The sequence below is a fragment of the Streptomyces sp. NBC_00663 genome (genome assembly GCF_036226885.1).
Classification (GTDB): Bacteria; Actinomycetota; Actinomycetes; order Streptomycetales; family Streptomycetaceae; genus Streptomyces.
In genome coordinates, this window is the sequence record NZ_CP109027.1 from 6,861,343 (window position 1) to 6,884,319 (window position 22,977).

Sequence of the window (22,977 nt, forward strand, 5' to 3'; positions counted from 1 at the left end):
GACGACGCGTGAGGACAAGTGAAGAGTTCTTGATGTGTTGTTAAGCTGTGCTACATGCTGGATGTGCGTCGGATGCAGGTGCTGCGGGCCGTGGTGAGCAGCGGGTCGGTGACGGGGGCGGCGGCGGCCCTCGGGTACACGCCGTCCGCAGTGAGCCAGCAGATCGCCGCGCTGGAGAAGGAGGCGCGGACCGAGCTGCTGGAGCGGGTCGGGCGGGGGGTGCGGCCGACGGCCGCCGGGCTGCTGCTGACCGGATACGCGGACACCATCAGCCGTCAGGTCGCCGAGGCGGAGACGGCCCTGGCGGATCTGCTCGCGGGGCGCACGGGCCGGCTGGCGGTGCGGTACTTCGCGACGGCGGGGGCGTCACTCGTGGCCCCCGCGGTGGCACGGCTGCGCACGGAACACCCCGGCGTGCAGATCGACCTCAAACTCATCGACCCCGAGGACCCGCTGCCGGAGGTGCGGGAGGGGCGGGCGGATCTGGCGCTCGTCGTGGGGCCCACGGGGCACGAAGGGGTGCGGCTCCTGCATCTCCTCGACGACCCGTATCTGGCGGTGCTGCCGGAGGGACACCGGCTGGCGGACGCCCCCGAGCCGACGCTGTCCGACCTCGCGGAGGAACCCTGGGTCGGCAGTGAGTGGCCCGGCCCCTGCCTCGACGCCCAGCTCGCCGCCTGCGCGGCGGCCGGGTTCCGGCCGCGGTTCGTCGTCGAGAGCGAGGACTACGTCACCGCGCAGGGATTCGTCGCGGCGGGCCTGGGGGTGAGCCTGATCCCGAGGCTGGGCCTGGGGGTCGGGGTCCGGCCGGGAGTGGTCGTACGAGAGCTGCGCGGCCCGGAGCCCTCGCGCACGATCTACGCGGCCGTACGCGAGACGGCCCCGCCGCAGCCCGCGCTGCGGGCGTTCATCGCGGCGATGCGGTCCGCGGCCGGGGTCGGCTGACCGGCGGGACCAGCTGGGGGAGGCGGTGCGGCAGGGCCCCGTACCAGAGCCGCGCCACCGTGAAGCCGAAGGCCAGGCACAGGATGCCGCCCACCGCGTCCAGCCAGAAGTGGTTGGCCGTCGCGACGATGACGACCAGGGTGGCCACCGGGTAGAGGAGGCCGAGGACCCGCACCCATGGCACCGACGCCAGCGCGAAGATCGTCAGGCCGCACCACAGGGACCAGCCGATGTGCATGGACGGCATCGCGGCGTACTGGTTCGACATGTTCTTCAGGTCGCCCGAGGCCATCGAACCCCAGGTCTGGTGGACCATGACGGTGTCGACGAAGTCGCCGCCGTTCATCAGCCGGGGCGGGGCCAGCGGATACAGGTAGTAACCGACGAGGGCCACGCCCGTCGTGGCGAAGAGGACCATGCGCGTCGCCGCGTAGCGGCCGGGGTGACAGCGGAAGAGCCACACCAGGACACCCAGCGTCACCACGAAGTGCAGCGTCGCGTAGTAGTAGTTCATGCCCACGATCAGCCAAGTCACCGAGTTCACGGTGTGGTTGACCGACTCCTCGACCGCGATCCCCAGGTCGTGCTCGACCCGCCAGATCCAGTCGGCGTTGCGCAGCGCCTCGGCTCGCTGTTCCGGGACCGCGTTGCGGATCAGTGAGTAGGTCCAGTAACTCACCGCGATCAGCAGGATCTCGAACCACAGCCGGGGGCGGCGCGGGGTGCGCAGGCGGCGAAGGAAGCCTCTGTCCGAACCGTCCGCGACGGGCTGCGGAACGGCCTCTTCGCGGCCTTCCAGTGTCGTCACGGTCGAATCACCCATGGACACAGAGTCTGCCAGAAAAGCCCTTGCCCCCAGATCATCCCCCGGTCGGGTTCAGGACGCATGTTCTACGGCGGGACGAGGCCCTCGTCTCCTCCCCGCGCAGGTCCCGAAAGCCCGGTTTCTCCGCCTCAGGAACGAGCCCGCTCCGTACGGGACGCAACAGGCGCCGAAGCCGTCGAACCACGCACCACCAGCTCCGGCATGAACACGAACTCACTGTGCGGAGCGGGCGTCCCGCCGATCTCCTCCAGCAACGTCCGCACCGCGGCCTGGCCCATCGCCGGAACCGGCTTGCGGACCGTCGTCAGCGGCGGGTCGGTGAACGCGATCAGCGGGGAGTCGTCGAAGCCCACCACCGAGATGTCCCGCGGCACTTCGAGGCCGAGCTGCCGGGCGGCGCGTATCGCACCCAGCGCCATCATGTCGCTCGCGCACACGACCGCCGTACAGCCACGGCCGATCAACGCGGCGGCGGCGGCCTGACCGCCCTCCAGGGTGTACAGCGAGTGCTGGACCATGTCCGACTCCACGGACTCCGCGGACAGACCCAGCTGGTCCTGCATCGCCCGCACAAAGCCCTCGATCTTGCGCTGCACCGGCACGAACCGCTTCGGGCCGACCGCCAGACCGATCCGCGCGTGACCGAGCGAGGCGAGATGCGTGACCGCCAGCGTCATCGCCGCACGGTCGTCGGGGGAGATGAACGGCGCCTGCACCTTCGGCGAGAAACCGTCCACGAGCACGAACGGCACGCCCTGGCCGCGCAGCTGCTCGTAGCGCTGCATGTCGGCGGAGGTGTCCGCGTGCAGTCCGGAGACGAAGATGATGCCGGCCACGCCCCGGTCGACGAGCATCTCCGTGAGCTCGTCCTCGGTGGAGCCGCCGGGGGTCTGGGTGGCGAGGACCGGGGTGTAGCCCTGCCGGGTCAGCGCCTGGCCGATCACCTGGGCCAGCGCCGGGAATATCGGGTTCTCCAGCTCCGGCGTTATCAGGCCCACCAGGCCCTCACTACGCTGGCGCAGCCGCACCGGACGCTCGTACCCGAGCACGTCCAGGGCGGCCAGCACGGTCTGGCGAGTGGTCGCGGCGACGCCCGGCTTCCCGTTGAGGACGCGGCTGACGGTCGCTTCGCTGACCCCCGCTTGAGCAGCGATGTCGGCAAGCCGTGTGGTCACAGGATTGGACTGTACCGGCCGTCCCTCCCCTTGCACACCAATCGGACGCCGCGGGCGACCTGTTGACCGTCCCGGTCCGAGCTGCTGGGTCATCGCGCTCCCTCGTGAATGTGATGGCAAGAGCTTGCAGAGTCTTGCACAGCGCGCTCTCCGCCGCTCCACCCCTGGAAACAAGCGTCTCACGGCGGTAGCCGAGAGGTCACGCCCGGATAACTTACGAGACGTCTTGCACTTTTTTGCTGCAAGGTCTTTCGCAACGCTTACACGGCTGTTACGTTCACGTCGCCCGGCCGCCGCAACGGCGCAGTCGGCACCACAGCAGGGACGGCAGACGGGGCCGACCCTGCATCACGCAGGGAAGCGGGCGGGACCGCGACCCTGCACCACACGGGCTTTCACCCTCAAGGAGAACTCATGCGGCGTGGCATAGCGGCCACCGCGCTGGTGGCGTCCCTCGCCCTCGCGGCGACGGCCTGCGGCGGAGACGACGGCGACAGCGAATCCAGCGGTCCGGTCACCATCACCTGGTGGGACACCTCCAACGCCACCAATGAGGCGCCGACCTACAAGGCTCTGATCAAGGAGTTCGAGGCGTCCAACAAGGACGTCAAGGTCAAGTACGTCAACGTCCCCTTCGACCAGGCGCAGAACAAGTTCGACACCGCCGCCGGCTCCAAGGGCGCCCCGGACGTGCTCCGCGCCGAAGTCGGCTGGACCCCCGCCTTCGCCAAGAAGAGCTACCTCCTGCCCCTCGACGGCACCGAGGCCCTCGCGGACCAGAGCAAGTTCAAGTCCAACCTCCTGGAGCAGGCCAAGTACGAGGGCAAGACCTACGGCGTGCCGCTGGTCACCGACACCCTCGCCCTGGTCTACAACAAGGAGCTCTTCGACAAGGCCGGCGTCGCGGCCCCCAAGACCTGGGACGACCTGAAGGCCGCCGCCGCCACCATCAAGAGCAAGACCGGCGTCGACGGCTACTGGGGCTCCACCCAGGCCTACTACGCCCAGTCCTTCCTCTACGGCGAGGGCACCGACACCGTCGACGCCGACGCCAAGAAGATCACGGTGAACTCCGCCGCCGCGCAGAAGGCGTACGGCACCTGGCAGAGCCTCTTCTCCGGCAAGGGCCTGCACAAGGCCGACACCACCGCCGACGCCTACGCCCACATCCAGGACGCGTTCGTCAACGGCAAGGTCGCCGCGATCATCCAGGGCCCGTGGGAGATCACCAACTTCTACAAGGGCGCCGCGTTCAAGGACAAGAACAACCTCGGCATCGCCACCGTCCCGGCCGGCTCCACCGGCAAGGCGGGCGCCCCGACCGGCGGCCACAACCTCTCGGTCTACGCCGGCTCCGACGCCGCGCACCAGAAGGCGGCCCTGAAGTTCGTGAACTTCATGACCTCCGCGAAGTCACAGGCGACCATCGCGCTGAAGAACTCCACGCTGCCGACCCGCGACGACGCCTACACCACCGAGGTCAAGGCCGACCCGGGCATCGCCGGCTACCAGACGGTCCTCGCCGCCGCCCAGCCGCGCCCGGCCCTGCCCGAGTACAGCTCCCTGTGGGGTCCGCTGGACACCGAGCTGCCGAAGATCGCCGGTGGCAAGGAATCCCTCGACAAGGGCCTGAGCAACGCCGAGACCGCCATCGCCAAGCTGGTGCCGGACTTCAGCAAGTAAGCCCCGACAGGCCGCCGGATCTCCCGATCACGGGGGGAGGGATCCGGCGGCCATCGGCCTGAGAGCCGTACCCCTTTTGGAACCACAGGACTTCACGAAGGTCGTCGAACCATGACAGTCGCCATCGACCGCGCGACCGGCAAGCGCCGCGGTGACCGCGCGCCCCGGCCCGGCCTGGGACAGCGCCTCAAGCACAGCTACCAGAAGCACTGGTACGCCTACGCCATGATCGCCCCCGTGGTCGTCGTGCTCGGCGTCCTCGTGCTGTACCCCCTGGTGTACGGCCTCTATCTCACCCTCACCGACGCCAACAGCCTCAACACGGCCCGCACCATCGGCGTCAACCACATCGACGCCACCTACCAGTTCATCGGCCTGGACAACTACGCCGACATCCTGTGGGGCCCGACGGCGTACGACCGCTTCTGGTCGCACTTCATCTGGACCGTCGTGTGGACCGGGCTCTGCGTCACCCTGCACTACTGCCTCGGCCTCGGTCTCGCGCTGCTGCTCAACCAGAAACTGCGCGGCCGGACGCTGTACCGCATGATCCTGATCCTGCCCTGGGCCGTGCCGACCTTCGTCACCGTCTTCGGCTGGCGGTTCATGCTCGCCGACGGCGGGATCATCAACTCCTTCCTGGACTTCCTCCATCTGCCCGCCCCGCTGTGGCTGGAGGACACCTTCTGGCAGCGGTTCGCCGCGATCATGGTCAACACCTGGTGCGGTGTCCCCTTCATGATGCTGTCGCTCCTCGGCGGCTTGCAGTCCATCGACAGCTCCCTCTACGAGGCCGCCGAGATGGACGGCGCCACCGCCTGGCAGAAGTTCCGGTACGTCACCCTGCCGGGCCTGAGGTCCGTCAGCTCCACCGTCGTACTCCTCGGCGTCATCTGGACCTTCAACCAGTTCGCCATCATCTTCCTGCTGTTCGGCGACACCGCGCCCGACGCCCAGATCCTCGTGACCTGGGCCTACTACCTCGGCTTCGGACAACAGCCGCGTGACTTCGCCCAGTCGGCCGCCTACGGCATCCTGCTGCTGGCCATCCTGATCGTCTTCACCTCCTTTTACCGACGCTGGCTGAACCGCAATGACCAGCAGCTCGCGATCTGAGGCAGGAGCTCCCATGAGTACGACCACCGCCCCGACCTCCGTCGAGAAGACCGGGCAGGACCAGGCCGCCGGCACTCCGCACAAGCCGCGCCGGCGCGGCCTCGGCACCTCCCTCGTCTCCCACGGCATCCTGATCGTCGCGAGCATCGTCGCCCTGTTCCCCGTGGCCTGGCTGGTCTATCTGTCCCTCGGCCCGGACAGCGACGACTACCTCCACCCCGGCGGCATCTGGTCCAAGATGACGTTCGACAACTACACGTTCGTGCTCCAGCACACGAAATTCTTCGACTGGCTGCAAACCACGCTGATCGTCACCCTGGGCACCACGTTCATCGGCGTGATCATGTCCGCCACCACCGGGTACGCCGTCTCGCGGATGCGCTTCCCCGGGTACAAGAAGTTCATGTGGGTCCTGCTGGTCACCCAGATGTTCCCGGTGGCCGTCCTCATGGTGCCGATGTACCAGATCCTCTCGGACCTCCAGCTCGTCGACAGCTACCTCGGCCTCGTCCTGGTCTACTGCACCACCACCGTGCCGTACTGCGCCTGGCTGATGAAGGGCTACTTCGACACCATCCCGTTCGAGATCGACGAGGCGGGACGCGTCGACGGACTCACCCCGTTCGGCACGTTCGCGCGGCTGATCCTGCCGCTCGCCAAGCCGGGCCTGGCCGTCGCCGCCTTCTACAGCTTCCTCACCGCCTTCGGCGAGGTCGCGTTCGCCTCCACGTTCATGCTCTCCGACGACAAGTACACCTTCGCCGTCGGCCTCCAGACCTTCGTCAGCGAACACGACGCCCAGCGCAACCTGATGGCCGCCACCGCGGTGCTCATCGCCATACCGGTCGCCGCGTTCTTCTACTTCGTCCAGAAGAACCTGGTCACCGGCCTCACCGCGGGCGGCACGAAGGGCTGACCGCCGGCCGGGGCGTCGCCCCACAGACCCGAGGCGGTCGCGGTGTCCATCCGACCCCGCTGTCACCGCGGCCGCCTCGTCACCAGCACGCTCCCGTGCGCCCCCCTTCTGCCCCCCTCTGCAACCTCCTGCCCAGATGACTCCGTTACGTATCAAGGACGCCATGAGCCAGCAGCACTCCGCCGCCGACCCGGCCCCGAACTCCGCCGTCGCCACCGTCGCCCAGCGCCGCGACTGGTGGCGGGACGCGGTGATCTACCAGGTCTATCCGCGCAGCTTCGCCGACAGCAACGGCGACGGCATGGGCGACCTGGAGGGCATCCGCTCCCGACTGCCGTACCTGCGCGACCTCGGCATCGACGCCGTGTGGCTCAGCCCCTTCTACGCCTCCCCACAGGCCGACGCCGGCTACGACGTCGCCGACTACCGTGCCGTCGACCCCATGTTCGGCAACCTGCTGGACGCGGACGCGCTGATCCGTGACGCGCACGAGCTGGACCTCAGGATCATCGTCGACCTGGTCCCCAACCACTCCTCCGACCAGCACGAGTGGTTCAAGCGCGCCCTGCGCGAGGGCCCGGGGTCCTCCCTCCGCGACCGCTACCACTTCCGCCCCGGCAAGGGTGAGAACGGCGAACTCCCGCCCAACGACTGGGAGTCCATCTTCGGCGGCCCGGCGTGGACCCGGGTCACCGAACCGGACGGCTCCCCCGGCGAGTGGTACCTCCACCTCTTCGCCCCCGAGCAGCCCGACTTCAACTGGGAACACCCCGCGGTCGGCGACGAGTTCCGCTCCATCCTGCGCTTCTGGCTGGACATGGGCGTCGACGGCTTCCGCATCGACGTGGCCCACGGCCTGGTCAAGGCGGAGGGCCTGCCGGACCTCGGGGACCACGACCAGCTGAAGCTGCTGGGCAACGATGTCATGCCGTTCTTCGACCAGGACGGGGTGCACGAGGTGTACCGCCAGTGGCGGCTCATCCTCGACGAGTACGCGGGCGAGCGCATCTTCGTCGCCGAGGCCTGGACCCCCACGGTCGAGCGCACCGCGAACTACGTCCGCCCCGACGAACTGCACCAGGCCTTCAACTTCCAGTACCTGGGCACCCATTGGGACGCCGAGGAACTCCGCCAGGTCATCGACCGCACCCTGGAGGCGATGCGCCCGGTCGGCGCCCCCGCCACCTGGGTCCTCTCCAACCACGACGTCACCCGCCACGCCACCCGCTTCGCGAACCCGGCGGGCCTCGGCACCCAGATCCGCACGGCCGGCGACCGCGCCCTGGGCCTGCGCCGCGCCCGCGCGGCCACCCTCCTCATGCTGGCGCTCCCCGGCTCGGCGTACATCTACCAGGGCGAGGAGCTCGGCCTCCCCGACGTCGTCGACCTGCCCGACGAGGTCCGCCAGGACCCGGCCTACTTCCGCGGCGCCGGCCAGGACGGCTTCCGCGACGGCTGCCGCGTCCCGATCCCCTGGACCCGCGAGGGCTCGTCGTACGGCTTCGGCACGGGCGGCAGCTGGCTCCCGCAGCCCGCGGAATGGGCCGAGCTGAGCGTGGAGGCCCAGACGGGCGCCCCGGGCTCCACCCTGGAGCTCTACCGCACGGCCCTCGCCACCCGCCGCGCCGAGCCCGACCTGGGCGCCGGCGAGTCGGTCGAGTGGCTGCGGGCGCCGGAGGGCGTACTGGCCTTCCGCCGCGGCGAGTTCGTCTGTGTCGCGAACACCACCGGCGAGTCGGTGACGAGTCCGGCGTACGGCCGTCTCCTGCTCGCGAGCGGTGAGATCGCCGAGGTCGACGGCGACGCGAAGATCCCGGCGGACACCACGGCGTGGTGGACGACGGCCTGACCCGGGCCCGCCCGCACCGGGCCCTCGCCGCCTTCGGGCAGCGGGGGCCCGATGGTTTTCCCGGGTGAGCGGAGAATTCTCCGGCGGCGTGTCGATCGGCGCGCCCCGCGATCGACGCTTGGGTGGAAGGGCGACCGGCGCCCACCGTCCCGAGGAGAGACCATGCGGATCCGCGCCCGCCTCAGCATGAGTGCCGACGGCTATGTGACCACCCCGAACGGCTGGCCCGCCCTGACCGCCGACCCCGCGTTCGTCTCCGGCGAGAGCCACGGCATCCGGGAGTTCCTCGCGGACTGCGAGGCCGCGCTCATGGGCCGCACCACCTTCGAACCGGCGCTGAACAACACCCGCTGGCCCTGGCCCGACCTCGACGTCTTCGTCCTCGGCTCGCACCGCCCCGAGGGCACCCCGGACCATGTCACCACCGACAGCGATCCGGCGCGGCTGCTGGAGAGGATCCGCGCGGCCAACAAGGGCGGCGATGTCCATCTCGTCGGCGGCCCCCGCACCATCGCGACCTTCCACGCCCTGGGTGCCCTGGACCGCCTCGAACTCGTCGTCCTGCCCCTGCTGTTCGGCGGCGGTACGCGGCTGACTCCCGCGCTGGACCCCGAGACCGGGCTGACCCTGCGGAGCCAACGGGCCCTGCCCGGCGGCTCGGTGGAGATCGTCTACGCCTGCGAGGGCAGCCGCGGCGCGCTTCCGGGCCGGCCTGCCAGTCAGCGCTGAACGCGGACAGCCGGAAGAGGCCGCTCGTGGATCGAGCGGCCCCCTCGGTTCGGAACGGCGTCACTTCCAGGTGTCGCTCGCGGAGTAGCCCGACGAGCTGCCCGTGGTGTACGCGCGGTTGGTGCCGGACTCCCAGGTCACGTTCCCGGCGCTGTCCTTCTTGAGGTACTTGTACTCGAAGCTCGTGCTCTTCGGCACGATGGCCAGCTTGCTCCACGTCGGGTACGACGCCGACGACAGCGGGATGGCGTCGGCCGTGTTCCAGGAGCCGAGGGAGGCGAGGGAGCCGACGACGTAGACGTTGGTGCCCAGGGTGGTCGTGGCCGTCACGTTGAAGGTCACGTCCGTGGCGCTCGCGGTCGCCACGTTCCACGCGGTGTTGAAGCCGACGGCCGAAGTCGTCGTGGCCGCCGTGCGGTTGGCGTTGGACTCCCAGGTCACATTGCCGGAACTGTCCTTCTTGATGTACTTGTACTCGAACGACGTGTTGATCGGGATGCTCACCGCACCCGACCAGATCGGGTACCCGGTCGACGAGAGCTGGACGGCCTTCGCGGTGTCCCAGGAGCCGAGGGCCGGGATCGAGCCGACGACGTAGACGTTGGTGCCGCTCGCCGTCGACGCGTACTCGTTGAACGTCGCCGTCACCGTCGACGTCGAGCCGTCATCGCCGCCGCCCGAGTCGCCGCAGCTCGTGCAGGGGGTGAACGAACCGTTGTAGAAGGCGATCGCACCCTTCGCCGGGATGGTGAGGGAGGCACTGCCCCCGGACACCGTCACCGTCGTCGCGCCGTTGTCGATGACGTTCGCGTACGTGCCGTCGGCCATCCCCGTCGCGAAGGTGTAGGTCGCCGCCGAGGAACCGTTGTTGATCGCGATGTAGCCCGCCGTGCCGCGGCTGAAGCCGATCACGCTCGACGACTTGGTCGACCAGTTGGCCACGGCCTCCGTGCCCACCGCGTTGTGCCACTTCACCATGCCGGTGACGGCGGTGTCCCGGTCGAGGCAGTACCAGCCGCTGGAGCAGTTGGTGTCGGTGACGAAGCCGGAGGAGTTCGGCGGGGCCTGGTCGCTCTGGGTGAACTCCCAGCCGGCGTAGATGGTCGGGGTCGACCACTTGTAGGCCAGCTGGAAGATGTTGGCCAGCTTGTAACTGTCACCGTCCTTGTAGGACATGTGCAGGCCGTTGCGCTCGGTGTCGTGGTTCGTCACGAAGGACACCGAGTTGGCGGGGGTGAGGATGCCGGAGGAGGAGAGCGAGGCCAGGTCGGAGACGTTCCCCTGGAACGCCGACTTCAGCTTGCCGGCGTAGGTGAAGTCGAGAACGTCACCGGAGGAGTAGTAGTCGGAGGCCGCCGGGGTGGAACCCGGGTAGATCTCCTGGAAGACGTACGGGTCCGTGCCCGAGGTCGTGTCGGTCAGCTTGGCCTCGATCGCCTGGAGGTCGGCGGTCGGGATGTGCTTGGCCGCGTCGACACGGAAGCCGTCGACGCCGAGGGCGAGCTGCTTGTTGAGGAAGCCCGCGATACCGCTGCGGACGCTGTCCTCCTCCGTCTCCAGGTCGGGCAGACCGAGGAGTTCGCAGTTCTGGACCTCGGTGAGGTTCGACCAGTCGTCGATGATGAGGTCGGAGTCGGAGCAGTCGTCCGACTGGTGGTAGTCACCCGCGTTCCAGTCGGGGGTGTCGTACTTGTTGGTGATCGTCGTGCCGTTGTAGCCGGTGCCGGTCTGCGCGGCGGTGTGGTTGATCACCGCGTCCGTATACACCTTGATGCCGGCGGCGTGGCAGGTGCTCACCATCGAGGCGAACTCGGCGGCCGTGCCGAAGCGGCTGTTGAGGCTGTAGGAGTACGGCTGGTAGACGTCCCACCAGTAGTACGAGGACTGCTTGAGGGACTCGGCGGGCGGGGCCACCTGGACGGCCCCGTAGCCGTTCGGACCGAGGACGTCGGTGCACTCGGCGGCGACCGAGTCCCAGTTCCATTCCCACAGGTTGGCGATGACATCGCCCGAGGTGGTGGCGTCGGCGTGGGCGGTCGCGGCGGGCAGGGCGGTCACACCGGCGAGGGCCAGGGCGCCCACCGCCATGGCTCTCGTGGTGCGACTCAGCGCACCCGGTCGGAAGGTCATGTGCGGCTCCGGGAGGGGGAGAAGAGGGGGAAGCGGCTGATGTCGATCAGAGGTCAGGGGTTCAACAAGTCGTGAGAGTGCGGCAGTTGAGAAGGGCACGTCAAGAGAGTGGGTGAAAGTTCTTGCTGTGAGTTTCAAGCCTCTTGCTGTAAACCTTTCGTCAGGGGTACGTTCACGCCGGCGCCGGGCAAGGAGGCCCGGCCGTCACGCAAGGAGCCCCCACGTGATATCGAGATGGTCAGCCGGCGCGTCCCTCACCGCGCTCGCCGCAGCCGCGGCCCTCATCGCCCCCGCCACTCCCGCCGCCGCCTCCCCGCCGGGCACCAAGGACGTGACCGCCGTCCTGTTCGAGTGGAACTTCGCCTCGGTCGCCAAGGAGTGCACCAACACCCTCGGCCCCGCCGGGTACGGCTATGTCCAGGTCTCCCCGCCCGCCGAGCACATCCAGGGCTCGCAGTGGTGGACGTCGTACCAGCCCGTCAGCTACAAGATCGCCGGTCGCCTCGGTGACGCCACCGCCTTCAAGAGCATGGTCGCCACGTGTCACGCGGCCGGGGTGAAGGTCGTCGCCGACACCGTCGTCAACCACATGTCCGCGGGCAGCGGCACCGGCACCGGCGGGTCGTCGTACACCAAGTACAACTACCCGGGCCTGTACTCCTCCGCCGACATGGACGACTGCACGTCGACCATCAGCGACTACACCAACCGCAGCAACGTCCAGAACTGCGAACTCGTCGGCCTCGCCGACCTGGACACGGGTGAGGAGTACGTCCGCGCCACCATCGCCGGCTATATGAACACCCTGCTCGGCTACGGCGTCGACGGCTTCCGCATCGACGCGGCCAAGCACATCCCGGCCGCCGATCTCGCCAACATCAAGTCGCGCCTGTCCAACACCTCCGTGTACTGGAAGCAGGAGGTCATCTACGGCAGCGGCGAGGCCGTCCAGCCCACCGAGTACACGGGCAACGGGGATGTGCAGGAGTTCCGCTACGCCTACGACCTCAAGCGCGTCTTCAACAACGAGAACCTCGCCTACCTGAAGAACTACGGCGAGGGCTGGGGCTATATGAGCAGCTCCGTCGCGGGCGTCTTCGTCGACAACCACGACACCGAGCGCAACGGCTCCACACTGAACTACAAGGACGGGGCGAACTACACCCTCGCCAACGTCTTCATGCTCGCCTACCCGTACGGCGCCCCGGACATCAACTCCGGCTACGAGTGGTCCGACACGGACGCGGGGCCGCCCAACAACGGCTCTGTGAGCGCCTGTTGGCAGGACGGCTGGAAGTGCCAGCACGCCTGGCCGGAGATCCTCCGCATGGTCGCCTTCCGCAACACCGTGCGTGGTGAGGCCGTCACCAACTGGTGGGACAACGGCGGCGACGCGATCGCCTTCGGGCGCGGCAGCAAGGGCTATGTGGCCATCAACCACGAGTCGAGCAGCCTGAGCCGCACCTACCAGACGTCCCTCGCCGCGGGCACGTACTGCGATGTGCAGAACAACACGACGGTGACCGTGAACTCAAGCGGACAGTTCACCGCCACCCTCGGCGCCAACACCGCCCTCGCGATCTACAGCGGCAAGTCCAGCTGCTGAACATCCCCTGGGGAACGTGGGATTGACGCTCATGGAGTGTCGTCCTACGTTCTCCGGTGTCAATGGGAGCGCTCCCATGAAGGGATGGCGAGATGCGCGGCAGACTCAGTACCTGGACGGTGACGTCCCTGGCGGCCCTACTGGCGGTCGGAAGCACCAGCGCGGCCCACCCGCCGACGACGGCCGCCACCACCACGGCCACCGTCGACGGCTCGGCCGTCCACCAGCCCATCGACGGCTTCGGCTTCTCCGAGCACTTCGGGCGGGCCGAGATCATGCACGGCTCGCAGGGCTTACCGGCCGCCAAACAGCGCGAACTCCTCGACCTGCTCCTCAGCCGCACCACCGGCGCGGGGCTCAGCATCCTGCGCCTGGGCATCGACTCCGGCATCCAGCCGACCGACCCCGGCGGGCCGAACGCGACGCCCGCCTACGTCTGGGACGGCGTCGACAAGGGCCAGGTGTGGCTCGCCAAGGAGGCCAAGGCGTACGGCGTCAACCGCTTCTACGCCGACGCCTGGACCGCACCGGGCTATATGAAGACCAACGGCACGGACGCCAACGGCGGTACCCTGTGCGGCCTTTCGGGCGCCGACTGCGCGAGCGGCGACTGGCGCAGGGCGTACGCGGACTTCCTGGTCCAGTGGGCGAGGTTCTACGGCCAGGAGGGCGTCCGGATCACCGATCTCGGGTTCACCAACGAACCCGACTGGACGGCGACGTACGACTCCATGCGGCTCACCCCGGCCCAGGCGACGGAGTTCGTGAAGGTCCTCGGGCCGGTCGCGAACGCGGCCGGGTACAAGGTGGCCTGCTGCGATTCCTTCGGCTGGACCCAGCAGAAGGCGTACACGAGCGCCATCGAGGCAGACCCGGCCGCCCGGAACTACGTCTCCACCCACACCGGGCACACCTACGCCAGCGCCGTCGACGGTCCGCTGCCGACGCAGAAGCGGAGCTGGATGTCGGAGTGGTCGCCCAACGGCACCACCTGGAACGAGAACTGGGACGACGGCAGCGGCTACGACGGCTTCACCGTGGCCTCCGCCGTCCATGACGCGCTCACCAAGGGCAACACCAGTGGATACGTCTACTGGTACGGCGCCTCGGTCGGGGCCACGCGCGGGCTGATCCAGATGGACGGCGAGAACTACCACGTGTCGAAGCGGCTGTGGGCACTCGCCGGGTACAGCCGGTTCATCCGGCCGGGCGCCACCCGCATAGGCGCCACGACCCCCGACGCGAACCTCAAGCTGTCGGCGTTCCGCAACACCGACGGCACGCTCACCGTCGTCGCCCTCAACGGGGGCACGAGCGACCAGCAGGTGTCGTACAGCCTGCGGAACACCGGGATCACGGCCGGGACCGCCACCCCGTACGTCACCAACGGCTCGAACAGCATGGCCCGGCAGACGGCCGTGCCCGTGCGCGGGGGAGCGCTGACCGCTACGGTGCCGGCCCGCTCGCTCGTCACCTACACCGTCAGGCGATGACGGACTCCGGCTGCCGGGAGCCCGCAAGAAGCCAACTGAAAGGTCTTTCCGTTACTTTCAAGACTCTTGCTGTAAGCCTTACGGCGGCGATACGGTCGCGCGGGGTCGGACCCACGTAGAGCCGTAATCGCAAGGAGTCCATCTGTGATACCGAGATGGCCGACGCCGTCGAGGCGCCGCACCGCCCACGTCGGACGGGTCGCCGCGGTCACCGTCACCGCGCTGGCCGCAGCGCTCGTCCAACCCCTCGCGGCGCGGGCGGACACACCGCCCCCGCCGCCCTCGGACGCCAAGCTCGCGGCCGAACCCGCCCGGCACGACTCCACCCGCGAGCAGTTCTACTTCGTGCTCCCGGACCGTTTCGCCAACGGCGACACCGGCAACGACGAGGGCGGCCTCACCGGTTCCCGCCTCGCCACCGGCTACGACCCCACCGACAAGGGCTTCTTCCAGGGCGGCGACCTCAAGGGGCTGACCCGGAAGCTCGACTACATCAAGGGCCTCGGCACCACCTCCATCTGGATGGCGCCGATCTTCAAGAACCGGGCCGTGCAGGGCACCGGGGCCAACGCCTCGGCCGGCTACCACGGTTACTGGATCACCGACTTCACCCAGGTCGACCCGCACTTCGGGACCAACAAGGACCTGGAGAACCTCATCGCCAAGGCGCACGCCAAGGGCATGAAGGTCTACTTCGACGTCATCACCAACCACACGGCCGACGTCGTCGACTACGAGGAGAAGTCCTACGACTACCTCTCCAAGGGGGCCTTCCCGTACCTGACCGAGGACGGCGAGCCCTTCGACGACGCCGACTACGCGGACGGCACGAAGGACTTCCCGGCGGTCGACGCCGACTCCTTCCCGCGCACGCCGACCGTGAGCGCCGCGCAGAAGGACGCCAAGGTCCCGTCCTGGCTCAACGACCCGACGATGTACCACAACCGGGGCGATTCGACCTACGCGGGCGAGTCGACGACCTACGGCGACTTCTCCGGCCTCGACGACCTGTGGACCGAGCGTCCCGAGGTCGTCAGCGGCATGGAGAAGATCTACGAGAAGTGGGTCAGGGACTTCGACATCGACGGCTTCCGGATCGACACCGTGAAACACGTCGACATGGAGTTCTGGACCCAATGGGCCACCGCCCTCGACGCCTACGCCGCCCGGCACGGCCGCGACGACTTCTTCATGTTCGGCGAGGTCTACTCCTCCGACACGTCGATCACCTCGTCGTACGTCACCCAGGGCCGCCTCGACGCCACGCTCGACTTCCCCTTCCAGGAGGCGGCGCGCCAGTACGTCTCGCAGGGCGGCAGCGCGCAGAAGCTGGCGGCGCTCTTCGGTGACGACTACAAGTACACGACCGACAAGGCCAACGCGTACGAGCAGGTCTCCTTCCTCGGCAACCACGACATGGGCCGCTTCGGGTACTTCCTGAACCAGGACAACCCGAAGGCCACCGACGCCCAACTCCTCGCCAAGGACGAGCTCGCCAACGAGCTGATGTTCCTCAGCCGCGGCAACCCGGTCGTCTACTACGGCGACGAGCAGGGCTTCACCGGCTCAGGCGGCGACAAGGACGCCCGCCAGACGATGTTCGCGTCGAAGACCGCCGACTACCTCGACGACGACGAGATCGGCACCGACCGCACGCACGCGAGCGACGCCTACGACACGAGCGCGCCGCTCTACCGGCAGATCAGCGCTCTCGCCAAGCTCCGCAAGGCCAACCCGGCCCTCACGGACGGCATCCAGACCGAGCGCTACGCGGCCGACGGCGCGGGGATCTACGCCTTCTCCCGCACCGACGCCAGGACCGGCCAGGAGTACGTCGTCGCGTTCAACAACGCGGGCGAGGCCAAGTCGGCGACGTTCGCGGCCGGTTCGGCGGCCACCGCGTACAACGGGATCTACGGCACCGACGGCTCGGTGAAGTCCGACGCCGACAAGAAGCTCACCGTCACCGTCCCGGCCGGCTCGGCGATCGTCCTCAAGGCGGCGGCCAAGCCCGCCAAGGCGGCCACCGCGCCGACGATCACCCTCAAGGCCCCGGCCACCGGCGCCACCGGCACGGTCACGCTGTCGGCCGACGTCGACGGCGGTCAGCTCAACCGCGTCGTCTTCGCCGCCCAGGTCGGCGACGGCAAGTGGAAGACGCTCGGCTCCGCCGACCACGCCCCGTACAAGGTCACGCAGGTGATCGACGAGGACGTACCAGCCGGAACGGCCCTGCGCTACAAGGCGGTTGTCGTCGACTTCCAGGGACGCACCGCGAGTGCCCCCGCCGCGTCCACCACCGGCACCCCGCCCGCCGAGGAGGTCCCCACCGCCACCTCACGCGACTACGCGATCGTCCACTACAAGCGCGCGGACGGCGACTACGACGACTGGGGCCTGTACGCCTGGGGCGACCTCGCCGACGGCGAGGCCACCGACTGGCCGAAGAGCCACCCCTTCACCGGCCGTGACGCCTACGGCGCCTTCGCCTACGTCAAGTTGAAGACCGGCGCCTCCAACGTCGGCTTCCTCGTCATCGACAAGGACGGGAACAAGGACGTCTCCGCCGACCGCTCGATCGACGTCACCAAGACCGGCGAGGTCTGGATCGAGCAGGGCAGGACGGACGTCCTCACCGAGAAGCCGGACTACCCGGCGCAGGACAAGACCAAGGCCGTCGTCCACTACCACCGCGCCGACGGGAACTACGACGGCTGGGGCCTGCACGTCTGGACGGGCGCCGCGAACCCCACCGACTGGTCGAACCCGCTGAAGCCGGTGAAGACTGATGCCTATGGCGCGGTCTACGAGGTACCGCTCACCGACGGTGCCAGCAGCCTCAGTTACATCATCCACAAGGGCGACGACAAGGACCTCCCGTCCGACCAGTCGCTGGACCTCACGGCCAACGGTCATGAGGTGTGGCTGTTGAACGGCCAGGAGAAGTACCTGCTGCCGCAGCCCGCGGGCTCCGCGGCGGCCCTCGACCTGACGGCCGCCAAGGCGGTCTGGATCGACCGGAACACGGTCGCCTGGAACGGCTCCGACGCCGCCGCCTCCACCCAGCTCCTCTACAGCCGCGACGGCTCGATCGCGGTGAAGGACGGGGCGCTGACGAGCGACGACGAGCGCTGGCTGCGGCTGTCCAAGGCCAGCCTGACCGATGCCCAGAAGGAGAAGTTCCCGCATCTGAAGGCCTACACCGCCTGGACCGTCGACCCCCGTGACCGCGACCGCGTCCGCGAGGCCCTGAGCGGCCAGGTCGTCGCCTCCCAGCGGTCCGCGAACGGCGCCGTCCTCGCGGCCACCGGCGTCCAGCTCGCCGGTGTCCTCGACGACGTGTACGCGAGCGCGACCAAGGCCGACCTCGGCCCGACGTTCGACAAGAGCGGCCGTCCCACGCTGGCCGTCTGGGCGCCGACCGCGCAGAGCGTCGCCCTGGAGCTCGACGGCTCCACGGTGCGGATGAAGCGCGACCGCAGGACCGGAGTCTGGTCCGTCACCGGCCCCAAGTCCTGGAAGGGCAAGGAGTACCGGTACGTCGTCAGGGTCTGGGCGCCCAGTGTCCAGAAGGTCGTCACCAACAAGGTCACCGACCCCTACTCGGTCGCCCTGACCACCGACTCCGAGCGCAGCCTCGTCGTCGACCTGGACGACAAGTCGCTGGCCCCGTCGGGCTGGACGTCGTACACCAAGCCGAAGGCCACCCCGCTCAAGGACGCGCAGATCCAGGAGCTGCACATCCGGGACTTCTCCGTCGCCGACAAGACGGCGGACCACCCCGGTACGTATCTCGCCTTCACCGACAAGAGCAGCGACGGCTCCCGGCACCTGAAGGAGCTGGCGAAGTCGGGCACCTCGTACGTGCACCTGCTGCCCGCGTTCGACATCGCGACCATTCCCGAGAAGAAGTCCGACCAGGCGACCACCGACTGCGATCTCGCCTCCTATGCGGCCGACTCCGACAAGCAGCAGGAGTGCGTCGCGAAGATCGCCGCGAAGGACGCCTTCAACTGGGGCTACGACCCCTACCACTACACGGTCCCCGAGGGCTCGTACGCCACCGACCCGGACGGCACCGGGCGCACGGTCGAGTTCCGCGAGATGGTCAAGGCGCTCAACGACGACGGTCTGCGGGTCGTCATGGACGTCGTCTACAACCACACCGCGGCCAGTGGCCAGGCCGACACCAGCGTCCTCGACCAGGTCGTGCCGGGCTACTACCAGCGGCTCCTCGCCGACGGCTCGGTCGCCAACAGCACCTGCTGCGCCAACACGGCGACCGAGAACGCGATGATGGGCAAGCTGGTCGTCGACTCGATCGTCACCTGGGCCAAGGAGTACAAGGTCGACGGCTTCCGCTTCGACCTCATGGGCCACCACCCCAAGGCCAACATCCTGGCGGTCAGGAAGGCCCTGGACAAGCTGACCCTCGCCAAGGACGGCGTCGACGGCAAGAAGATCATCCTGTACGGCGAGGGCTGGAACTTCGGCGAGGTCGCCGACGACGCCCGCTTCGTGCAGGCCACGCAGAAGAACATGGCCGGCACCGGCATCGCCACCTTCTCCGACCGGGCCCGTGACGCGGTGCGCGGCGGCGGGCCCTTCGACGAGGACCCGGGCGTCCAGGGCTTCGCGTCCGGTCTCTACACCGACCCCAACTCCTCGAAGAACAACGGCACGTCGGCCGAGCAGAAGGCCAGGCTGCTGCACTACCAGGACCTCATCAAGGTCGGGCTGAGCGGCAACCTCGCGAAGTTCACCTTCACCGACACCGACGGCAAGGAGGTCACCGGCGCCGAGGTCGACTACAACGGCCAGCCCGCCGGCTACGCGGACGCCCCCGGCGACGCCCTCGCCTACGCCGACGCACACGACAACGAGTCGCTGTTCGACGCGCTGACGTACAAGCTGCCCGCCACCACCGGCGCGGACGACCGCGCCCGGATGCAGGTCCTCGCCATGGCGACGGCCACCCTCTCGCAGGGCCCGTCCCTCTCCCAGGCGGGCACCGACCTGCTGCGCTCCAAGTCCCTGGACCGCAACTCCTACGACAGCGGGGACTGGTTCAACGCCGTCCACTGGAACTGCGCGGACGGCAACGGCTTCGGCCAGGGCCTGCCGATGGCGGCCGACAACGAGTCCAAGTGGCCGTACGCCAAGCCCCTGTTGGCCCAGGTGAAGGTCGGCTGCGCGCAGATCGGCGGAGCCTCGGCGGCGTACCAGGACCTGCTGAGGATCCGGTCGACGGAGAGCGTGTTCTCCCTCGACACCGCCGGGCAGGTGCAGTCGAAGCTGTCCTTCCCGCTGTCCGGGAAGGCGGAGACGCCCGGCGTGATCACCATGGAACTCGGTGACCTCGTCGTGGTGTTCAACGCGACGCCCGAGAAGCAGGAGCAGCGGATCGTTTCTCTGGCGGGCCAGGGCTACGAACTGCACCCCGTGCAGGCCACGGGCGCGGACTCTACCGTCAAGTCCTCGTCGTACGAGCCGGAATCGGGCACGTTCGCCGTTCCGGGGCGCACTGTCGCCGTATTCTCCCGAACCGCCTGACGGCGCACTAGTTTGGGTGGGGCGGCCTCGGTTCTCGGGGGCGTCCCACCCATTCGTGTCCCGAGGGGCTGACGGTCATGAGCGGGTTCGCCGAGCAGACGGACACCACCGTGCTGGTCGTCGACGATGTCGCGGCCAGCCGCTACGCCATGGGCGCGGTCCTGCGGCGCGCCGGACACCGCGTGGTGCCGGTCGCCAGTGCCGGTGAGGCGCTGATCGAACTCGACGTACGGCTGCACACGGGCACCCTGCCCGATGTGGCGCTGGTCGACGTCGGACTGCCCGACATGAGCGGCTTCGAGCTGTGCCGCCGGGTCAAGGCCCAGCCGCTCATGGCCACCCTGCCCGTCGTCCACTTCTCCGCCGCCGCGGTCGCGCCCCGGGACCGGTGCCGGGGCCTTGACGCGGGCGGCGAGGCCTATCTGACCGTGCCCGCCGAACCGCAGGAGATCCAGGCCGTCGTGGGCGCCGCACTGCGCGGGGCGCGGCGCAGGTCCGGCGCGGAGACACTGGTGCAGCGGCTGACCTTGCTGTCCGAGGCCATCCTCAGCGTGCAGGCGGCGCGCTGTCTGGAGGAGCTGGCGGACGCGGCCGCCGAGGGTGCCTCCCGGCTCACCCGGGCGCCCGCCGTCGTGTTCGTGACCGGACCGGAGGGCGAACTGCACCGGGGCACCTCCCGCAGCCGCACCGCCCTCGCCCTGCCCGACGCCAGCGCGCACGACGCGGTGGCGCGGCTCGTCGCCCGGATCAGCGAGGGCCGCTCCGGTGCGCACAGTCTCGTCGTGCCCGCGCCGCTGTGGCCCGCCGGGTTCTTCCGGCCCGGCGTCGAGGAGGACGCCCGGCTCGCGGTGGCCGTGACCCGGCACGGCCGGACACCGGTGTGCGTGGCCACCCCCGCGCGCCGGACCGCGACCGGGGTCCCCGCCGACGACGGCCTCGTCGCCCGGCTCGCCGAGGCCGCCGCGCTGGCCGCCGAACCGCTGCTCATGTACCAGGCCGAGCGCCATGTCGCCCTCACCCTCCAGCACAGTTTCCTGCCCCGGCCGCACCGGCTGCCCCGCCTGGCGGGCCTCGACCTCGCGGCCCGCTATGTGCCGGCCTCCCGGCAGGCCGAGATCGGCGGGGACTTCTACGCCGCCCTGCGCACCCCCGAGGGCGCGCTCACCGCGGTCGGCGATGTCGTCGGGCACTCGCTGGAGGCGGCCACCGTCATGGTCGAGATGCGGCACGCGCTGCGCGCCTACAGCGTCGAGGACAGTGACCCGGGCGTGCTCGCCGAGCGGCTCGACCGGATGCTCCAGCACTTCCACCCCGACGCCACCGCCACGGTCTGCCTGGCCCTCGTCGACCCGGCCACCGGCCGCACCCGGATCGCCAACGCCGGCCATCTGCCGCCGCTCGTCGTGCGGGCCGGGGGCGGCGCCGAGTACGCGCGCGTCTGCGGCCCGCTGCTCGGCCTCGGCCTGGACCGGCCCGAGCCCACCGAGCTCTGCCTCACGCCCGGCGACCGTCTCCTCATGGTCACCGACGGCCTCATCGAGACCCGCGGCACCGACCTCGCTGTCTCCCTCGACCAGCTCCGCACGGCCGCCGCCGACGCCCCGCCCGGCCTCGACGCCCTGTGCGACACCCTGCTCGGCTGCTTCGGCCACGACCGCGAGGACGACATCGCGATGCTGGGACTGCGGCTGCGGTGAGACGGTCCTGTCGGGGCCTTCGTACGACGGTTAGGGTGCCCTTGTCGACCTAGAACAGGAGTGCTCATGCCGCAGATCACCGTCGAACGTTCCGCCTACCTCGACGACGTCGACTGGGAGGAGTTCGCCCTCGCGCTGCACCCGGTGGTCGTCGAGACGGCGGCCGCGAAGCTCGACGCGTGCAAGACGCGGGTGCTGCGGACCGAGGACGAGGTGGTCGGCGGCGAGAAGGAGGGGCACGCGATCGTCAACGTCACGCTCGCCCTGCTCGCCGGGCGCACCGAGGAGACCAAGGCGAAGCTCACCGAGGCCGTGGTGGACCTGCTGCGCAAGCACATCGGCCCGGTCGACGGCCTCACCCTGCATCTGTCCGCCGAGGTCCGCGACCTGGACGCCTCCTACACGAAGGCCGTCGTCTGACGTCGGCTACGAGGCCAGTGCGATCAGCCGGCCCACCAGGTCGGCGAACGGCCCGTCGCCGGGCTCGTCGCGGAGCATGACCCGCATCAGCGCGCCCATCTCCTCGTCGTAGGCGGCGCTCACCGCGGCGAGCGCGGCGAAGTCACGCACGAGCTGCACCTCCAGCTCGCCGCGCGGGATGCGTCGGCCGTCCAGCCAGATCAGCGCCGTCGACTCGGCGAGCGAGATCCAGGAGCGGACGACCAGTTCCAGCCGTGCGGGCGGGGTCGTGACGCCCAGATGCGACAGGATCTGTTCGTACGCCGCCTGCCGTACGGAGTCGATGAGCGCGTTGGTGGCCGAGGAGCCGACGGCCGGGCCGCCGCGCATCAGGGCCGCGAAACCGGGCCCGTGCTCGTCCACGAAGTCGAAGAACCGTCGCATCACCCGCAGCAGCCGGAGCCCGAGCGGCCCTTCCTGCGGTTCGACGAACCGGCCCGCCAGGTCGTCCGCCGCACGCTTCAACGCGGCCTCGTACAGGCTGAGTTTGCCGGGGAAGTAGTGGTAGACCAGCGGACGCGAGATGCCCGCCGCGGACGCTATCTCGTCGATGGACACATCATCGGGCGAGCGCTGGCTGAACAGTTCGAGGGCGACGCCGATCAACTGCTGCCGCCGTTCCTCGACTCCCATTCTTCGCCGTACCCCGGTAGTCATACGAACACCTTACCGATCGGATCCGGCCCGGAACGGACCGGTCCGACCAACGGTGTTCACACGCCGGGCGCGCAAGGGGTTCACATATCCAGCACAAGCCGCTCACTTCGTGCCCGCGAAACGCGTTCCCGCAGAACCACCCC

15 protein-coding genes are annotated in these 22,977 nt (G+C 69.2%); 11 read left to right on the forward strand and 4 right to left on the reverse strand.

The annotated features are described in order from the left end of the window. The first annotated feature begins 54 nt into the window (after positions 1 to 54). The gene (locus OG866_RS31340) at positions 55 to 945 is read left to right on the forward strand and encodes a LysR family transcriptional regulator (RefSeq protein WP_329339886.1); all 891 of its coding nucleotides are present in this window, start codon (positions 55 to 57) and stop codon (positions 943 to 945) included. Here the strand turns inward: OG866_RS31340 and OG866_RS31345 are convergent. Then, a complete protein-coding gene (locus OG866_RS31345) occupies positions 908 to 1,768 on the reverse strand; it encodes a phosphatase PAP2 family protein (protein WP_329339888.1) in 861 nt (286 codons plus the stop codon). The two genes, OG866_RS31340 and OG866_RS31345, sit on opposite strands and share 38 nt — an antisense overlap. Positions 1,769 to 1,899: 131 nt before the next feature. After that, a complete protein-coding gene (locus tag OG866_RS31350; RefSeq protein ID WP_329339890.1) occupies positions 1,900 to 2,946 on the reverse strand; it encodes a LacI family DNA-binding transcriptional regulator in 1,047 nt (348 codons plus the stop codon). A 414-nt stretch (positions 2,947 to 3,360) separates the two neighbouring features. On the opposite strand from OG866_RS31350, the gene OG866_RS31355 reads away from it, so the two are divergent. The 5 genes from OG866_RS31355 to OG866_RS31375 all read left to right on the forward strand — a co-directional run bounded on the left by OG866_RS31355 (position 3,361) and on the right by OG866_RS31375 (position 9,239). Beyond that, positions 3,361 to 4,629 (forward strand): extracellular solute-binding protein, encoded by a 1,269-nt coding sequence (locus tag OG866_RS31355; RefSeq protein WP_329339892.1) that lies wholly within the window; start codon positions 3,361 to 3,363, stop codon positions 4,627 to 4,629. A gap of 111 nt (positions 4,630 to 4,740) precedes the next feature. Next, positions 4,741 to 5,745 carry a carbohydrate ABC transporter permease gene (locus tag OG866_RS31360; protein ID WP_329339893.1) on the forward strand — a complete coding sequence of 335 codons (1,005 nt, stop codon included), beginning with the start codon at positions 4,741 to 4,743 and terminating at the stop codon, positions 5,743 to 5,745. A gap of 13 nt (positions 5,746 to 5,758) precedes the next feature. Next, complete coding sequence (locus OG866_RS31365; protein WP_329339895.1) at positions 5,759 to 6,661, forward strand: sugar ABC transporter permease; 903 nt, start codon at positions 5,759 to 5,761, stop codon at positions 6,659 to 6,661. 163 nt (positions 6,662 to 6,824) lie between these two features. Continuing rightward, positions 6,825 to 8,510 carry a glycoside hydrolase family 13 protein gene (locus OG866_RS31370; protein ID WP_329339897.1) on the forward strand — a complete coding sequence of 562 codons (1,686 nt, stop codon included), beginning with the start codon at positions 6,825 to 6,827 and terminating at the stop codon, positions 8,508 to 8,510. A 162-nt stretch (positions 8,511 to 8,672) separates the two neighbouring features. Continuing rightward, a complete protein-coding gene (locus OG866_RS31375) occupies positions 8,673 to 9,239 on the forward strand; it encodes a dihydrofolate reductase family protein (RefSeq protein WP_329339899.1) in 567 nt (188 codons plus the stop codon). A gap of 60 nt (positions 9,240 to 9,299) precedes the next feature. Here the strand turns inward: OG866_RS31375 and OG866_RS31380 are convergent, their stop codons facing one another. After that, positions 9,300 to 11,369, reverse strand: a complete 2,070-nt coding sequence (locus OG866_RS31380; protein WP_329339900.1) for a carbohydrate-binding module family 20 domain-containing protein — start codon at positions 11,367 to 11,369, stop codon at positions 9,300 to 9,302. Positions 11,370 to 11,592: 223 nt separating this feature from the next. On the opposite strand from OG866_RS31380, the gene OG866_RS31385 reads away from it, so the two are divergent. From OG866_RS31385 to OG866_RS31405, 5 genes are all read left to right on the forward strand, one after another. Further along, positions 11,593 to 12,975 (forward strand): alpha-amylase, encoded by a 1,383-nt coding sequence (locus OG866_RS31385; protein WP_329339902.1) that lies wholly within the window; start codon positions 11,593 to 11,595, stop codon positions 12,973 to 12,975. A gap of 92 nt (positions 12,976 to 13,067) precedes the next feature. Continuing rightward, positions 13,068 to 14,468, forward strand: a complete 1,401-nt coding sequence (locus OG866_RS31390) for a glycoside hydrolase family 30 protein (RefSeq protein ID WP_329339904.1) — start codon at positions 13,068 to 13,070, stop codon at positions 14,466 to 14,468. A gap of 144 nt (positions 14,469 to 14,612) precedes the next feature. Continuing rightward, positions 14,613 to 20,021, forward strand: a complete 5,409-nt coding sequence (gene pulA / locus OG866_RS31395) for a pullulanase-type alpha-1,6-glucosidase (RefSeq protein WP_329339906.1) — start codon at positions 14,613 to 14,615, stop codon at positions 20,019 to 20,021. Between the two features lie 77 nt (positions 20,022 to 20,098). Further along, a complete protein-coding gene (locus tag OG866_RS31400) occupies positions 20,099 to 21,718 on the forward strand; it encodes a fused response regulator/phosphatase (RefSeq protein WP_329339908.1) in 1,620 nt (539 codons plus the stop codon). 66 nt (positions 21,719 to 21,784) lie between these two features. Beyond that, on the forward strand, positions 21,785 to 22,138 hold the full coding sequence (locus OG866_RS31405) for a 5-carboxymethyl-2-hydroxymuconate Delta-isomerase (protein WP_329339910.1): 354 nt from the start codon (positions 21,785 to 21,787) through the stop codon (positions 22,136 to 22,138). A gap of 6 nt (positions 22,139 to 22,144) precedes the next feature. Here the strand turns inward: OG866_RS31405 and OG866_RS31410 are convergent, their stop codons facing one another. After that, a complete protein-coding gene (locus OG866_RS31410) occupies positions 22,145 to 22,834 on the reverse strand; it encodes a TetR/AcrR family transcriptional regulator (RefSeq protein ID WP_329339911.1) in 690 nt (229 codons plus the stop codon). Positions 22,835 to 22,977: the final 143 nt, after the last annotated feature.

What these genes read in the sequence shown, in the direction of transcription:
- OG866_RS31405 (WP_329339910.1), top strand. Translation starts at nt 21,785, where the DNA reads ATGCCGCAGATCACCGTCGAACGTTCCGCCTACCTCGACGACGTCGAC.
- OG866_RS31345 (WP_329339888.1), bottom strand. Translation starts at nt 1,768, where the DNA reads ATGGGTGATTCGACCGTGACGACACTGGAAGGCCGCGAAGAGGCCGTT.
- OG866_RS31370 (WP_329339897.1), top strand. Translation starts at nt 6,825, where the DNA reads ATGAGCCAGCAGCACTCCGCCGCCGACCCGGCCCCGAACTCCGCCGTC.
- OG866_RS31360 (WP_329339893.1), top strand. Translation starts at nt 4,741, where the DNA reads ATGACAGTCGCCATCGACCGCGCGACCGGCAAGCGCCGCGGTGACCGC.
- OG866_RS31410 (WP_329339911.1), bottom strand. Translation starts at nt 22,834, where the DNA reads ATGACTACCGGGGTACGGCGAAGAATGGGAGTCGAGGAACGGCGGCAG.
- OG866_RS31365 (WP_329339895.1), top strand. Translation starts at nt 5,759, where the DNA reads ATGAGTACGACCACCGCCCCGACCTCCGTCGAGAAGACCGGGCAGGAC.
- OG866_RS31380 (WP_329339900.1), bottom strand. Translation starts at nt 11,369, where the DNA reads ATGACCTTCCGACCGGGTGCGCTGAGTCGCACCACGAGAGCCATGGCG.
- OG866_RS31340 (WP_329339886.1), top strand. Translation starts at nt 55, where the DNA reads ATGCTGGATGTGCGTCGGATGCAGGTGCTGCGGGCCGTGGTGAGCAGC.
- OG866_RS31390 (WP_329339904.1), top strand. Translation starts at nt 13,068, where the DNA reads ATGCGCGGCAGACTCAGTACCTGGACGGTGACGTCCCTGGCGGCCCTA.
- OG866_RS31355 (WP_329339892.1), top strand. Translation starts at nt 3,361, where the DNA reads ATGCGGCGTGGCATAGCGGCCACCGCGCTGGTGGCGTCCCTCGCCCTC.
- OG866_RS31375 (WP_329339899.1), top strand. Translation starts at nt 8,673, where the DNA reads ATGCGGATCCGCGCCCGCCTCAGCATGAGTGCCGACGGCTATGTGACC.
- OG866_RS31400 (WP_329339908.1), top strand. Translation starts at nt 20,099, where the DNA reads ATGAGCGGGTTCGCCGAGCAGACGGACACCACCGTGCTGGTCGTCGAC.